At 70.8% G+C, this 14,278-nt stretch carries 10 protein-coding genes; 7 read left to right on the top strand and 3 right to left on the bottom strand.

Features of this window, described 5'->3' with window-relative positions:
* The first annotated feature begins 6 nt into the window (after nt 1-6).
* A complete protein-coding gene (locus ACZ68P_RS21135) occupies nt 7-1,356 on the top strand; it encodes a cytochrome P450 (RefSeq protein WP_471008303.1) in 1,350 nt (449 codons plus the stop codon).
* 293 nt (nt 1,357-1,649) lie between these two features.
* Nucleotides 1,650-2,888 carry a tryptophan dimethylallyltransferase family protein gene (locus ACZ68P_RS21130; protein ID WP_471008300.1) on the top strand — a complete coding sequence of 413 codons (1,239 nt, stop codon included), beginning with the start codon at nt 1,650-1,652 and terminating at the stop codon, nt 2,886-2,888.
* A gap of 94 nt (nt 2,889-2,982) precedes the next feature.
* Here ACZ68P_RS21130 and ACZ68P_RS21125 read toward each other — a convergent pair whose 3' ends face one another.
* The gene (locus ACZ68P_RS21125; protein WP_471008297.1) at nt 2,983-4,320 is read right to left on the bottom strand and encodes a flavin-containing monooxygenase; all 1,338 of its coding nucleotides are present in this window, start codon (nt 4,318-4,320) and stop codon (nt 2,983-2,985) included.
* Nucleotides 4,321-4,483: 163 nt separating this feature from the next.
* Complete coding sequence (locus ACZ68P_RS21120) at nt 4,484-5,791, bottom strand: ROK family transcriptional regulator (protein WP_471008295.1); 1,308 nt, start codon at nt 5,789-5,791, stop codon at nt 4,484-4,486.
* 173 nt (nt 5,792-5,964) lie between these two features.
* Between ACZ68P_RS21120 and ACZ68P_RS21115 the strand changes: the two genes are divergently transcribed.
* Genes ACZ68P_RS21115 through ACZ68P_RS21100 form a run of 4 tightly spaced genes read left to right on the top strand, consistent with a single transcriptional unit; the run spans nt 5,965 to nt 10,590 of the window.
* Nucleotides 5,965-7,269 carry an ABC transporter substrate-binding protein gene (locus tag ACZ68P_RS21115; protein ID WP_471008294.1) on the top strand — a complete coding sequence of 435 codons (1,305 nt, stop codon included), beginning with the start codon at nt 5,965-5,967 and terminating at the stop codon, nt 7,267-7,269.
* A 12-nt stretch (nt 7,270-7,281) separates the two neighbouring features.
* Nucleotides 7,282-8,274: a carbohydrate ABC transporter permease gene (locus ACZ68P_RS21110; protein ID WP_471008292.1), complete on the top strand. Its 993-nt coding sequence runs from the start codon at nt 7,282-7,284 to the stop codon at nt 8,272-8,274.
* A 55-nt stretch (nt 8,275-8,329) separates the two neighbouring features.
* Nucleotides 8,330-9,169, top strand: a complete 840-nt coding sequence (locus tag ACZ68P_RS21105) for a carbohydrate ABC transporter permease (protein WP_471008787.1) — start codon at nt 8,330-8,332, stop codon at nt 9,167-9,169.
* A gap of 35 nt (nt 9,170-9,204) precedes the next feature.
* Nucleotides 9,205-10,590, top strand: coding sequence for a GH1 family beta-glucosidase (locus ACZ68P_RS21100; protein WP_471008291.1), 1,386 nt, complete (start codon nt 9,205-9,207; stop codon nt 10,588-10,590).
* A 162-nt stretch (nt 10,591-10,752) separates the two neighbouring features.
* Here ACZ68P_RS21100 and ACZ68P_RS21095 read toward each other — a convergent pair whose 3' ends face one another.
* Complete coding sequence (locus ACZ68P_RS21095; RefSeq protein WP_471008290.1) at nt 10,753-11,772, bottom strand: LacI family DNA-binding transcriptional regulator; 1,020 nt, start codon at nt 11,770-11,772, stop codon at nt 10,753-10,755.
* Between the two features lie 277 nt (nt 11,773-12,049).
* On the opposite strand from ACZ68P_RS21095, the gene ACZ68P_RS21090 reads away from it, so the two are divergent.
* Nucleotides 12,050-14,254, top strand: coding sequence for a galactose-binding domain-containing protein (locus ACZ68P_RS21090; protein ID WP_471008288.1), 2,205 nt, complete (start codon nt 12,050-12,052; stop codon nt 14,252-14,254).
* The last annotated feature ends 24 nt before the right edge of the window (nt 14,255-14,278 follow it).

Below are 14,278 nucleotides of genomic sequence, written 5' to 3'. Positions count from 1 at the left end.
ACCGTCATGGACGCTCAACCCACCGCTCCCGTTCCCCCGCCCGGGTGCCCGGCTCATGCCGACGGCGGCCGGGTGCCGCTGTACGGGCCGGAGTTCGCGGCCGATCCGCAGGCGTACTACTCCTACCTGCGCCACTACGGCCCCACCGCGCCCGTGGAGCTCGCTCCCGGGGTGGAGGCCACCCTCGTCACCGACTACGCCACCGCGCTGCAACTCCTGCAGAACTCCAGCTCCTTCCGCAAGGACGCGCGCCGCTGGCGGGACCTCAACGAAGGACGGATCAGCCCGGACAACCCGGTCGTGCCCGTCCTCGCGTACCGGCCCAACTGCATGTTCAGCGACGGCGCCGACCACCTGAGGCTGCGCCAGGCGGTGACGGACAGCATGGCCCGCGTGGACACGCGCAAGCTCAGCCACAGCACCGAGCAGGTCTCCGAGTACCTCATCAGCCAGTTCGGCGCGCGGGGCTCCGCCGACCTGCTCGGCGACTACGCCAAGCAGCTGCCGCTGTTCGTGTTCAACGAACTCTTCGGCTGCCCCGCCGACATCGGTGACCGAGTCGTGTTCGGCATCACCGGCATGTTCGACGGGGTCAACGCCGAGAAGGCGGTCGAGGTGCTGTACGGGGCCGTCGGCGAGCTGGTCGCGCGCAAGCGCGCCAGGCCGGGCGACGACGTCACCTCGTGGCTGATGCAGCACCAGGCGAACCTGACCGATGAGGAGATGGTCCACCAGCTCGCCCTCCTGCTGGTCGCGGGCAACGAGCCGCTGCGCAACCTCATCGGCAACACCCTGCACCGGCTCCTCACCCACGACGGCTACGCCCACAAGGGCGGCCTGATCGACGAGGCCCTCGACGACACGTTGTGGGAGAACCCGCCGATGCAGAACCTGGCGCCGCACTACCCGGCGACGGACCTGGAGTTCGCGGGGGAGAAGTTCCGTGCGGGTGACCTCGTGCTGGTCAGCTTCGCGGCCGCCAACAGCGGCCCGGCTCTGACGGCCGCGCGTCAGGCCGGCAGCAACCGCGCCCACCTGGCGTGGAGCGCGGGCCCGCACGCCTGCCCGTCCAAGGACCCCGCCCGGCAGATCACCGTGACCGCCGTCGAGAACCTGCTCAACCGGCTCCCCGACATCGAACTCGCCGTGCCGGAGGACAGCCTGACCTGGCGTCCCGGTCCGTTCAACCGCGGCCTCGCCACCCTGCCGGCCCGGTTCACCCCGGTCGAGACCGTGCGCAGGACCATCCCGCAGGCGCAGCCCCAGCCGTCCGCCACCCCCGGGCCGGCCCAGGACGGCGCCACGCGCGAACGCGCCGGAAAGTGGAGCCAGTTCCTCAAGTGGCTGACGAGGTGATCAACAGAACACCTGGCGGCTTCTCTCGTACCGCATGAAACTTCAGCCTCAGGGGTAGTGCACGCGTTGTTCCGTCCCGCTCACGAGGCAAAGGAGGTGTCGTGGACGACATAGTCGCCGACGCCGCTTTCATGCAGGACCCGGCAGAGTCGGACCCCCTCGATACCCGCCCCGCCAGGCGGGTATCTTCTTGGGCGGTCCGGCCTCCGGCGGCAAGACCCGGGAGCGTCTCCCCGCCAGGCATCCCGGCGACGCTCGGCGGGCGGACGCTCGGCGGCCATACGGCGAGACAGATGCTGCGCCTCTGTGAGGCGGCGGGGCTGGACGGAGCCGACTCCGCCGCCTACGCGCGGACCGTGCTCACGGCGCTCGGCCCCGTCGCCGACCGGCCGCTCGATCTGCCGGCCCCCGACGACTCCTTCCTCTCCGACGACCACACGCCGGTGGAGTTCTCGCTCTCCTTCACACCGGACGCGGACCCCACGCTCAGGGTGCTGCTGGAACCGGGCTGCGGAGCCGGGGACCTGGCGCGGAACGGGCGCACCGGACTGCGGGTCGTCCGCGAGATGGCGCGGCGCTGGGGATTCAGCACCAAGCCGCTGGACGAGGTGGAGGACCTGTTCTTCCCGGCGGCCCCCGAAGGCCCCTTGGCGCTCTGGTGCGCGCTGGAGCTGCTGCCCGGCGGCATCCCCAAGCTCAAGGTCTACCTGAACCCCGCCGCCTCGGGGCAGGAACGTTCCGCCTGGACCGTACGGGAGGCGCTGCGCCGGCTCGGCCACCGCCAGGCGTTCACCTCACTGCCCGAGGGCGACCGCCACCTCTTCCTCGCCCTCGATCTCGGCGACTGGGACGAGCCCCGGGTGAAGGTCTATCTGGCGCACCAGGACCTGTCGGCGCGGGAGGCGGCCGAGCTGTCCCGCGTGGACGGCGTACGCGAGCGGCGTGAGATCTCGACGTTCTTCCGCATGGCCGCCGGCGACGGAACGGGCGCCCCCGACCTCACCCCCCAGGCCGCCGCGACCGGCGCCCACTCCACCGCAACCGGCTTCGCCACGGCCGCCTCCACGCTCGACGCCGGCCCCGCGGTCCTCGGTACCGCCGGCCCCGCCGCCCTCGATGCCGCGGCCCTCGGCCTCGACGCCCGGGACCCGCGGCCCGACCGCCGTCCCGTCCAGTCCTGCCACGCCTTCACCCGCACCACGACCGGCCGCCCGAGCGGCTTCACGCTCTACATCCCGGTCCGCGACCACGCCGCCCACGACGGCGTGGCCCTCGAGCGGGCGGTGGCCGTGCTCCGCCGCTACGGCATGGACCCCGCCCCCCTGGTACGCGCCGTCTCCGCCGTGACCTCGCGGCGGCCCGAGGACGGCGTGGGGCTCATCGCCTACGTGGGCCTGGTCCACCAGCAGGGCCGTGCGCCCCGGGTGACCGTCTACATCTCCTCGGAGGCGTACGAGGTCAGGCCGCCGGCCCCCGCCGCGACCACCCGGACCGCTGCCCCCGTCGGCGGCGGCGCCCAGGCCCCCGGCTGATCCGGACAGGCTCCAGGGCGGCCGCCCGCATCACCCGGTGACCGGGCCGTGGTCGCGCCGGAGCCCGACTCCGGCAAGATCGGCAAGACACTCCCTAGGCGTCCTGCAACTCCCGCAGGTCCCGCAGGTAGGGGCCGACGTCCACCTGGATGGACGCGCCCTCCGACGTGCCGTAGCGCTCCTCGATGCCCTTGAGGTACGTCCGTATCTCCTCGCGCATGACGTCGGCGGGCGGCAGACCGATGTCCCCGCCGACGACCTGGGCCACCCAGCGGGCCTGCTCCTCCACGAGGCGGGTGATCGACCCCACGGGGCGGATCAGACCGACGAAGAGCAGCCCGGGCCGGTCGGGGGCGACCACGCGGCGGTACAGCTCCACCGTCCCGCGCCGCGGGTCCGCGGGGCACCCGGCGGGGAGGAAGGGGAAGGACATGCGGAAGCCGGTGCAGTAGACGATCGCGTCCGCCTCGACCGAGGTGCCGTCGGTGAATCGCACCCGGTCGCGGTCCAGGGACTCGATCGCGGGCTTCGGCAGCACGGCGCCGTGCCGTATGCGGCTGAGGATCTCGTCCGAGATCGTGACGGCCGAGGAGAAGACGGCGTGGTCGGGCTCGGGCAGGCCGTAGTCGGACAGCCTGCCCCGCGCCACGAACAGCGCCTGCTCGACGAAGCGGCGCTGCTCGGGGAAGGACATGGTGTTCCACCACGGCGCGTCGGCGATCAGGTCCACGGACATGCCGAAGAGCTGCTTGGGCACGATGTGCAGCCCGCGCCGGACGGACAGGACGGTCCGCGCGGCGTGCCGGGAGAGGTCCGCGGCGATGTCCACCGCCGACGCGCCCAGGCCGACGACGACCACGCGCTGCCCGGCGAAGTCCTTCCCCGCCTGGTAGTCCATCGAGTGCAGAATCCTTCCTGCAAAGGATTCCGCGCCCGGGGGCAGCGAACGGGGCAGCGACGGCTCGGTGTTGTGACCCGAGGCGACGACCACCTGCCGGAAGCGCCGCTGCGTCACCTCTCCGGCCACGCCCCTGCTGGTGACCGTCCAGGCGCTGTCGTCGTCCTGTCGCACGGAGAGCACCTCGGTGCGCAGTTCGATCCGCGGCAGCAGGCCGGCCCACTCGGCGAAGGACCGCAGATAGGCGGCGACGTCGTTGTGCCGGGGGTAGAGGGGGAGGTCGTCGGGCATCGGGAACTCGGCGTAACCCGTGAGCTGCTTGGCGCTGTTCAGGTGCAGCGACAGATAGGCCGGCCCGCGCTCGCCCGCCCCGGGCTGGCGCCAGATCCCCCCGACGTCCGGCGCCTTCTCCAGGCAGACGAAGTCGACGCCCTTGTTCGCAAGTGCGCGCGCGGTCGCCAGTCCCGAAAGACCGGCACCGATGACACACACGGTCGCGGCGATGGAACCGCCGCCGGCACGTGACCCGCTCAAGAATCCCCCTCCACAGCACACCGTCCGTCCCTGTGACGGGCGTTGACTTCCCAGTCGACTCCCGCCTCACACCCGCCGTGGGCAACACGACACCGTGGGACGGCCGCGACGGATGTCGCGGATGTGCCCGCGTGGGACCCTGAGGTCTCACGATACCGACCGGTCAGGGCGACACCCGGTCCTGGAGGGCCGCCTGCCAGGCGGGGGCCGGCGTGCTGGGCGCGCTCTCGGGTCGTCGGCCCCCGCGGGCGAAGAAGTCGGCGAGGGGGAGCAGGGCGGCGCCGACGGTGACGGCCTCGGGGCCGAGGGTGCCCAGGCAGATCTCGGTCCTGCTGGCCGGGTAGCGCAGCGCGTACTGCTTCGCGTAGGCCGTCACGGTCTCCAGGAAGCGGGCGCCGAGCTGGAGGCCCGCCCAACCGCCGACGAGGATCCGCTCCGGCTGGAAGAGGTTGATCAGGTCGGAGAAGCCCGCACCCAGGTACTCCGCGGTCTCCTCCAGGACGGCGAGCGCCGTGGTGTCGGGCTCGGCTCCGGGGGCGGGAGGGTAGGCGGCGGCGAGCATCGCCGTCAGGGCCGTCTCCTCGTCGGCGCCGGCCGGGGGTTCGCCGCCCGCCTCGCGCCACCGCTCCAGCAGCGCCTCGGCCCCCGCGTACGCCTCCAGGCAGCCCTGGGCGCCGCAGCGGCAGCGGCGCCCCCGTACCCGTACGGTCAGATGTCCCCACTCCACCGCGCGCCCGGACCCGAGGGGGTCCGAGACCACGCAGGCGCCGACGCCCGAGCCGAAGAGCACGACCACCGCGCTGCGCGCGCCCCGCCCTGCCCCGAACCACATCTCCGCCTGGCCGAGGGTCTTGGCGCCGTTGTCGATCCAGTACGGCACTCCCGTCGGCAGGTCCACGGATGCCCGCAGCAGCCGTTCCAGGGGGACGGCGTGCCAGCCGATGGTCTGGCCGTGCACCACGGAGCCGTCCTCGGTGGTGCGGGCGACGATGCCGGGGACGCCCACGCCGACGCCGAGGAGGCGCTCGGGCGGTACGTCCGCGGCCCGCAGCACCTCCGCGATGCCTTCGCGCAGATGGCCGACGATGACCTCCACGTCGTAGCGCGCCGTGCGCGGTCCGGAGCTGGCCAGCGGCCGCTCGGTGCGCGCGAGCTCGGTGAGGGTGAGGTCGAAGAGCTCGATCCTGACCCGGGTCTCGCCGATGTCCACGCCGATCATGCAGCCGCTGGCGGGGGAGATCCGCAGCAGGGTCCGGGGCCGTCCGCCGGCCGAGTCGACGCTGCCGGCCTCCTCGACCAGCCCCTCCGCGACGAGCTCGGCGACCACGTTGCTGACCGATCCCGAACTCAGTCCGGTCGCGGGGCCGAGCATGAGGCGGCTCATCGGCCCGTCGAAGTACAGCCTGCGCAGCACCGCGGTGCGGTTCTCGCGTCGCAGGTCACGCACCGTGCGGCCACTTCTCGCGTGCACTTGTGTCCCCGTCTCTGAAGTCGTTCGATGCAACATACCTGCATGACAGGCCTTGACGCGACCTTCTCATGGGGTTTAACTCACATCCTAAATTAAGCCGATGTGACGGAGAGCGGCCCGGGCGCCCTCACCGTGTCGGCCCTCCCGTCACCCCCGAAAGGGACCCAGGAGCCATGCGCAGAATCAGAGCCGCAGTCACGGGTGCCGTCACCCTGTCCCTCGTCCTCACCGCCACCGCCTGTGGCGGGGGAGAGGGAAGTGAGTCCCAGCCGAAGACCCTGACCTACTGGGCCTCCAACCAGGGCTCCAGCCTGGAGGTCGACAAGAAGGTGCTCCAGCCCGAACTCGACCAGTTCGAGCGGGAGACCGGGATCAAGGTCAAGCTGGAGGTCATCCCCTGGTCCGACCTGCTCAACCGGATCCTGACGGCGACCACCTCCGGCCAGGGCCCCGACGTCCTCAACATCGGCAACACCTGGAGCGCCTCCCTCCAGTCCACCGGCGCCCTGCTCCCCTGGGACTCGAAGAACTTCCAGGCCATCGGCGGCAAGGACCGCTTCGTCGACTCCGCGCTCGGCTCCACCGGCGTCGCCGGCCAGGACCCGGCCGCCGTCCCGCTCTACTCCATGGCCTACGCGCTCTACTACAACAAGAAGATGTTCAAGGACGCCGGCATAGAGAAGCCGCCGGCCACCTGGGACGAGCTGATCACCACCGGCAAGAAGATCAGCAAGGACGGCAAGTGGGGCGTGGGCGTCGAGGGCTCCAACCTGTCCAACAACATCCACCAGGTCTTCGTGTTCGGCAAGCAGCACGGCGCCGACTTCTTCACCCCTGACGGCAAGGCCGACTTCACCTCCGACGGCGCCGTCGCCGCCGTGAAGCAGTACGTCGACCTGATGGCCACCCAGAAGATCGTCGCCCCGGGCAACGCCGAATACTCCCAGAACCAGTCGCTCAGCGACTTCGCCAAGGACCGGACCGGCATGGTCCTGTGGCAGACCCCGTCGCAGACCTTCGCCTCCCAGGGCATGTCCGAGGAGGAGTGGGGCGTCGCCCCCGCCCCCGTCCAGTCCGGCAAGCCCGGCCAGGGCAAGCAGACCAACTCCATGGTCGCCGGCATCAACATGGCCGTCTTCAAGAACACCAAGAACCTCGACGGCGCCCTGAAGTTCGTGAAGTTCATGACCAGCGACAAAGAGCAGACCATGCTCAACAAGGCCTACGGCTCCGTCCCGCCGGTCAAGAGCGCCCAGAACTCCCCCGAGTTCTCCGGCCCGTCGCTCGCCGTCATCCGCGACACCCTCGCCACCAGCGCCGCCGCCCTTCCGCAGGTCCCCGAGGAGTCGCAGTTCGAGACCGTCGTCGGCACCGCGGTCAAGGAACTCTTCGCCGACGCCGCCGCCGGCCGGGCCGTCACCACCGAGTCCGTCCGCGCCAAGCTCGACAAGGCCCAGCAGCAGATGCCCAAGAAGTAGGCAGCCCCTCCCATGACCAGAACCACCGCCACTCTCGAGAGTGAGCCGGCGGTGCGCAAGGCGACACCCGGAGAGGCACCCGCACCACGCCGCTCCGGGCGTCGCCGCACCGCACTGCCGTACCTCCTGCTCCTGCCCGCCCTCCTCCTCGAACTCCTCGTCCACCTCGTGCCGATGCTCATGGGCATCACCATGAGCTTCAAGGAGCTCACCCAGTTCTACATCCGGGACTGGTCGGAGGCCCCGTGGTCCGGGCTCGACAACTTCGCCGTCTCGGTCGACTTCGACGCACCCGTCGGCCAGGCGTTGCTCAAGTCCTTCCTGACCACCTGCCTGTTCACCGTCCTCTCCGTGGGACTGTGCTGGGTGCTCGGGACGGCCGCGGCGATCTTCCTCCAGGAGAACTTCCGCGGCCGGGGCTTCCTGCGGACCCTCTTCCTCGTCCCGTACGCCCTGCCCGTCTACGCGGCCGTCATCACCTGGGCGTTCATGTTCCAGCGCGACAACGGCCTCATCAACCACGTCCTGCACGACCAGCTCGGCATCGGGGACAGCCCCGCCTTCTGGCTCATCGGCGACAACAGTTTCTGGGCCCTGCTCATCGTCTCGGTGTGGAAGGGCTGGCCCTTCGCCTTCCTCACCGTCATGGCCGGACTCCAGAACATCCCCCGGGACATGTACGAGGCCGCCGCGCTCGACGGCGCCGGCGTGTGGAAGCAGATCCGCCACATCACCCTGCCGTCGCTGCGACCGGTCAACCAGGTCCTCGTCCTCGTGCTGTTCCTGTGGACGTTCAACGACTTCAACACGCCGTTCGTGCTCTTCGGCAAGGCGGCACCGGAAGCCGCGGACCTGATCTCCCTCCACATCTACCAGTCGTCCTTCCAGACGTGGAACTTCGGCACCGGCTCGGCCATGTCCGTGCTGCTCCTGCTCTTCCTCCTCGTCGTCACGGGCGTCTACCTCCTGGTCACCACCCGGGGAAGGAAGGCCACCGATGCCTGAGCACGCACGCGGGCACCGGACCGCCCGGCCTTCGATGAGCACGCCCCGCTCCCCGATGGCGGCGCCCCGCTCCTTCCTCTGGACCCGCCGGATCTTCCTCACCCTGCTCACCGGCTTCGTCGTGCTGCCGGTGTACGTGATGATCTCCAGCTCCCTCAAGCCGCTCGAGGACGTCTCGGGCAAGTTCGAGTGGATCCCCTCCGGCCTCACCCTCCGCCCGTACGTCGACATCTGGGACACCGTCCCGCTCGCCGACTACTTCGTGAACTCCCTGATCGTGGCGGGCGCGGCGACCGTCTTCTCGGTCACCGTCGCGATCTTCGCGGCGTACGCCGTCAGCCGCTACACCTTCCGCGGCAAACGGGTCTTCACGGTGACGGTCCTCTCGACGCAGATGTTCCCCGGCATCCTCTTCCTGCTGCCGCTCTTCCTCATCTACGTCAACATCGGCAACGCCACCGGCATCGCCCTCTTCGGCTCGCGCGAAGGCCTGATCCTCACCTATCTGACCTTCTCGCTGCCGTTCTCCATCTGGATGCTGACCGGCTACTTCGACTCGATCCCCCGGGAACTCGACGAGGCGGCCAAGGTCGACGGCTGTGGACCGATCAGCGCGCTGTTCCGGGTGATCGTCCCGGCGGCGATCCCCGGCATCATCGCCGTCGCCGTCTACGCCTTCATGACCGCCTGGGGCGAGGTCCTCTTCGCCTCCGTCATGACCAACGACACCACCCGCACCCTCGCCGTCGGCCTCCAGGGCTACGCCACGCAGAACGACGTCTACTGGAACCAGGTGATGGCCGCCTCCCTCGTGGTGAGCCTCCCCGTCGTCGTCGGGTTCCTCCTGCTCCAGCGCTATCTCGTCACCGGACTCACCGCGGGTGCGGTCAAGTGACGTCCTTCCCCCCATCGATCACGAAGAGGTTCCCTGTGTCCGAATCCACCGACTCCCGCCCGCTCGATCTGGAGGCGTTCCCCCCGGACTTCTCCTGGGGGACGGCGACCTCCGCGTACCAGATCGAGGGCGCCGTCGACGAGGACGGCCGCGCTCCCTCCATCTGGGACACCTTCAGCCGCGTGCCCGGAGCGATCGACAACGGCGACAACGGCGACACCGCCTGCGACCACTACCACCGCTGGCCCGAGGACGTCGCGCTGATGAAGGGGCTGGGCGCCGACGCGTACCGGCTCTCCATCGCCTGGCCGCGCGTCGTCCCGGGCGGTGACGGCACCGTCAACGCCGCCGGTCTCGACTTCTACGACCGGCTCGTCGACGGACTCCTCGACGCCGGCATCACGCCCTCCGTCACCCTCTACCACTGGGACCTGCCCCAGGCCCTCCAGGACCGGGTCCAGGACAGCCACGGCGGCTGGACCGAGCGGGCCACCGCCGAGCACCTCGCCGCGTACGCCTCCGTCGTCGCCGAACGGCTGGGGGACCGGGTCACCCAGTGGGCCACCCTCAACGAGCCGCTCTGCTCCGGGTGGATCGGCCACCTGGAGGGCCGCATGGCCCCCGGCCTGACCGACATCACGGCCGCCGTCCGCGCCTCCTACCACCTGTTGCTCGGGCACGGCCTCGCCACCCAGGCCATCCGCGCCGCCGCCCCCGGCGCCCAGGTCGGCCTGGTCACCAACCACTCCACGGTCGAGGCCGCGTCCACCCGGCCCGAGGACATCGCCGCCGCCCTCCGCATGGACGGCCACACCAACCGCTGGTGGCTGGACCCCGTCTACGGCCGCGGCTTCCCCGCCGACATGCGCGAGCTGTACGGGGTCGAGCTGCCGGAGCGGCCCGGGGACGCCGAGACCATCGCCGCCCCGATCGACTGGCACGGGCTCAACTACTACTTCCCGGTCACCGTCGCCGACGACCCCGAGGGCCCCTTCCCCTACGCCCGGGAGGTGCGTCTCCCGGACGTGCCCCGCACCGGCATGGACTGGCAGATCGACGCCGACGGCCTGGAGACCTTCCTGCTGCGCCTCACCGAGGAGTACGGGGTGCGGAAGCTGTACGTCACGGAGAACGGCTCGGCCTTCCCCGACACCGTCGGCCCCGACGGGGCGGTCCACGATCCCGACCGGACCCGCTACCTCGAACAGCACCTGGCCGCGTGCGCCGGCGCGCTGCGCAAGGGGGCCCCGCTCGCCGGGTACTACGCCTGGTCGCTGCTCGACAACTTCGAGTGGGCTTACGGCTACGACAAGCGCTTCGGCCTCGTCCACGTCGACTACGCGACGCAGAAGCGGACCGTGAAGACGAGCGGGCAGCGGTACGCGGACATCATCCGCGCCCACCGCGCCGGGAGCCGCTGACCGGTCGAGGCACCTGGGGGGCGGGGGCCGTCGTCGCGCCTTCCGCCCCGCTCGGGCGCCTCGTCGCCCCGGCTCCCGGCGCCGCGTTCCGGTCCGCCGTCCGCCGCCGGTGACGGGCGGACGACAGCCGGTGGGCCAGGCCCGGGTCAGGCGGAGTCCGGGTCAGGCGGATTCGCGTACCACGAGCACCGGCTCGAACACCTTCGAGGAGGTCTCGGGCCGACTGCCGTCGAGCTGCCCGGCCAGGAGCCCGGCCATGGCGGCCGCCATCCGTTCCACCGGCTGGCGGACGGTGGTCAGCGCCGGGCGGCTCTTGCGCGCCGCCATGGAGTCGTCGAAGCCGACCACGGCCACCTGGTCCGGGACGGCCACCCCCCGCTCGCGCAGGTACTGGCACGCTCCCTGCGCCATCAGGTCGTTGGCGGCGAACACCGCGTCGATGCCGGGGTCTTCCTCCAGCAGCCGGGCCATCGCCTGCCTGCCGCTGTCCACCGTGAACCGTCCCCGCACGACGGGCACGGACGTCACCCCATGGGCGGCGAACGCCTGCCGGAACCCGTCGAGCCGCGCGCGGGCGGTCGGGGCGGAGGCGGGCGCCGCGATCGTGGCCGGCCGCCGCCGCCCCGTGGCCCAGAGGTGTTCGGCGGCCAGCCGGGCGCCCGCCTCGTTGTCGAGGTCGACGTAGCCGCACGGCACCGTGTCACGGTGGCGGCCGAAGAGCACCGTCGGAAGACCCGCCGCCACCAGCATCGCCGGCAGCGGGTCGTCCTCGTCGAGCGAGACGACCAGGGCGCCGTCGGCGCCGCCTTGCCGCAGGTACTCCACCAGCTGGGACCGGGCCTCCTCCGACTCGGCCACCAGCAGCACCGGCTGGATGCCGCTCTTGCGCAGCGCCGGAAGCACGCCGTCGACCACCCGCCCGAAGAACGGGTCCGAGAAGACCCGGGCGGCGAACGCCCTGCCCGTCGCGGAGAAGACGAGACCGACCGTGCCGGTGCGGCGCGTCACCAGGGACCGGGCGGCCTGGTTGGGTGTGTAGCCGATACGCGCGATCGCGTTCCGCACGCTCTGCTGGATCTCGGGCGCCACGTTGCGCACGCCGTTGACGACGCGCGACACCGTTGCCCGGGACACCCCCGCCTCACGTGCGACGTCCTCCAGTGTCGGCTCTCGATTCCCCACGCGTGAACCTTAACGGGGCCAGACGGCCGGCGAGGCCCGCGGTCCAGGTCAGGCCCCTGAACGACCCACGTGCGCCTCCTGTACGCCCTGGGCGCCGGACGTGCGCCGTCCTGACCCGTCCCGCCCGCGGCTCCGCAGGGGCGCGCGAAAGAGGGGTCGACCTTAATGAAAGCCAAAAGAAAAGCCATGTCCTACTTCTTGACCGCCCGCGCGCGCGGCGGGCATGGTTTCGGAGAGCGCTCTCCCACGTTTCCGTTCTGTATACCGAGGAGCCCCCATGCCTACCGTCGGGCCCCCGCCGGCCTACCGGCGCCCCGCTTCAACCGTCAGACGGGCCACCGTCGGCGCACTCGTCTCGTCACTGGCCGGCGCCCTGCTCGCCGTCACCCCGGCCACCACGGCTCAGGCCGCCCCCACCCTGCTCTCCCAGGGCAAGACCACCACCGCCTCGTCGAGCGAGGGGGCCGCCTTCGGGCCGGGCGCCGCCGTCGACGGCAACCTCACCGGGACCCGCTGGGCCAGCCAGTGGCAGGACTCCCAGTGGATCCAGATCGACCTCGGGCAGAGCGCCACGCTCAGCCGCGCCGTCCTGACCTGGGAGGCCGCGTACGGCAAGAGCTACCAGATCCAGGCCTCCGACAACGGCACCGACTGGCGGACCCTCACCAGCGTCACGGCAGGCGACGGAGGCACCGACGACATCACCCTCTCCGGGTCCGGCCGCTACGTCCGGATGAACGGACTGACGCGGGCCACGGGCTACGGGTACTCGCTGTGGGAGTTCCAGGTGTACGGCACGCCCGGTGACGGCGGTGGCGGCGGTCCGCAGTTGCCGGGTGGTGGTGACCTGGGCCCGAACGTGCACGTCTTCGACCCGTCCACGCCGGGTATCCAGAGCAAGCTGGATCAGGTGTTCCAGCAGCAGGAGTCGGCCCAGTTCGGTTCGGGGCGGCATGCGTTCCTGTTCAAGCCGGGGACGTACAACAACCTGAACGCGCAGATCGGCTTCTACACCCAGATCGCCGGACTCGGCCTGCGCCCCGGCGACACCACCATCAACGGTGATGTGACCGTGGACGCGGGCTGGTTCAACGGCAACGCCACGCAGAACTTCTGGCGCGGCGCCGAGGGCCTGACCCTGAACCCGGTCAACGGCACCAACCGGTGGGCGGTCTCGCAGGCGTCCTCCTTCCGGCGTATGCACGTCAAGGGCGGGCTGAACCTGGCGCCGAACGGCTACGGCTGGGCCAGCGGCGGCTACATCGCCGACTCGAAGATCGACGGCCAGGTCGGCAACTACTCCCAGCAGCAGTGGTACACCCGCGAGAGCTCCATCGGCGGCTGGTCCAACAGCGTCTGGAACCAGACCTTCTCCGGTGTCCAGGGCGCTCCGGCCACCTCCTTCCCCGAGCCCCGCTACACCACGCTCGACACCACCCCGATCTCTCGCGAGAAGCCGTATCTCTATCTGGACGGCAGCGAGTACAAGGTGTTCGCGCCCGCCAAGCGGGTCAACGCCCGCGGCACCAGCTGGGCGGGCGGCACCCCGCAGGGTGAGTCGATTCCGCTGAGCCAGTTCTACGTGGTCAAGCCGGGCGCCACCGCCGCCACGATCAACCAGGCGCTGGCCCAGGGCCTGCACCTGCTGTTCACGCCGGGTGTCTACCACGTCGACCAGAGCATCAACGTCAACCGGGCGAACACCATCGTGCTCGGCCTCGGCCTCGCCACGATCATCCCGGACAACGGCGTCACCGCGATGAAGGTGGCGGACGTCGACGGCGTCCGGCTCGCCGGCTTCCTGATCGACGCGGGCCCGGTCAACTCCCCGACCCTTCTGGAGATCGGTCAGCAGGGGGCCTCCGCCGACCACGCTGCCAACCCCACCACCGTGCAGGACGTCTACATCCGCATCGGCGGCGCCCACGTCGGCAAGGCCACCACCAGCATGGTCGTGAACAGTGACGACGCGATCGTGGACCACACCTGGGTGTGGCGTGCCGATCATGGTGAGGGCTGGGGCTGGGAGACCAACCGGGCGGACTACGGCGTGCGGGTCAACGGTGACGACGTGCTCGCCACGGGTCTGTTCGTGGAGCACTTCAACAAGTACGACGTGGAGTGGTACGGCGAGCGTGGGCGCACGATCTTCTACCAGAACGAGAAGGCGTACGACGCTCCCAACCAGGCGGCGATCCAGAACGGTACGACGAAGGGGTACGCCGCCTACCGGGTGGACGACTCGGTGACCACGCATGAGGCGTGGGGGCTGGGCAGTTACTGCAACTACAACGTGGATCCGACGATCGTGCAGGACCACGGTTTCAAGGCGCCGGTCAAGCCGGGGGTGAAGTTCCACAGTCTGCTGGTGGTCTCCCTGGGCGGTATGGGCCACTACAACCACGTGATCAACGACACGGGTGCCTCCACGATCCCCGCCGGCACCTCGACCGTGCCCTCGACCGTCGTCTCCTTCCCCTGACCTCCCCCGGGACGCGCCCACCCC

It is taken from the genome of Streptomyces sp. NPDC036822 (assembly GCF_055609145.1).
Note: the sequence above shows the minus strand (reverse complement) of the source record. Positions and strands in the feature narration are given on the sequence as shown.

Coding starts and splice junctions, on each gene's coding strand:
- ACZ68P_RS21110 (WP_471008292.1), top strand. CDS start 7,282: ATGACCAGAACCACCGCCACTCTCGAGAGTGAGCCGGCGGTGCGCAAG.
- ACZ68P_RS21130 (WP_471008300.1), top strand. CDS start 1,650: ATGCTGCGCCTCTGTGAGGCGGCGGGGCTGGACGGAGCCGACTCCGCC.
- ACZ68P_RS21135 (WP_471008303.1), top strand. CDS start 7: ATGGACGCTCAACCCACCGCTCCCGTTCCCCCGCCCGGGTGCCCGGCT.
- ACZ68P_RS21090 (WP_471008288.1), top strand. CDS start 12,050: ATGCCTACCGTCGGGCCCCCGCCGGCCTACCGGCGCCCCGCTTCAACC.
- ACZ68P_RS21115 (WP_471008294.1), top strand. CDS start 5,965: ATGCGCAGAATCAGAGCCGCAGTCACGGGTGCCGTCACCCTGTCCCTC.
- ACZ68P_RS21105 (WP_471008787.1), top strand. CDS start 8,330: ATGGCGGCGCCCCGCTCCTTCCTCTGGACCCGCCGGATCTTCCTCACC.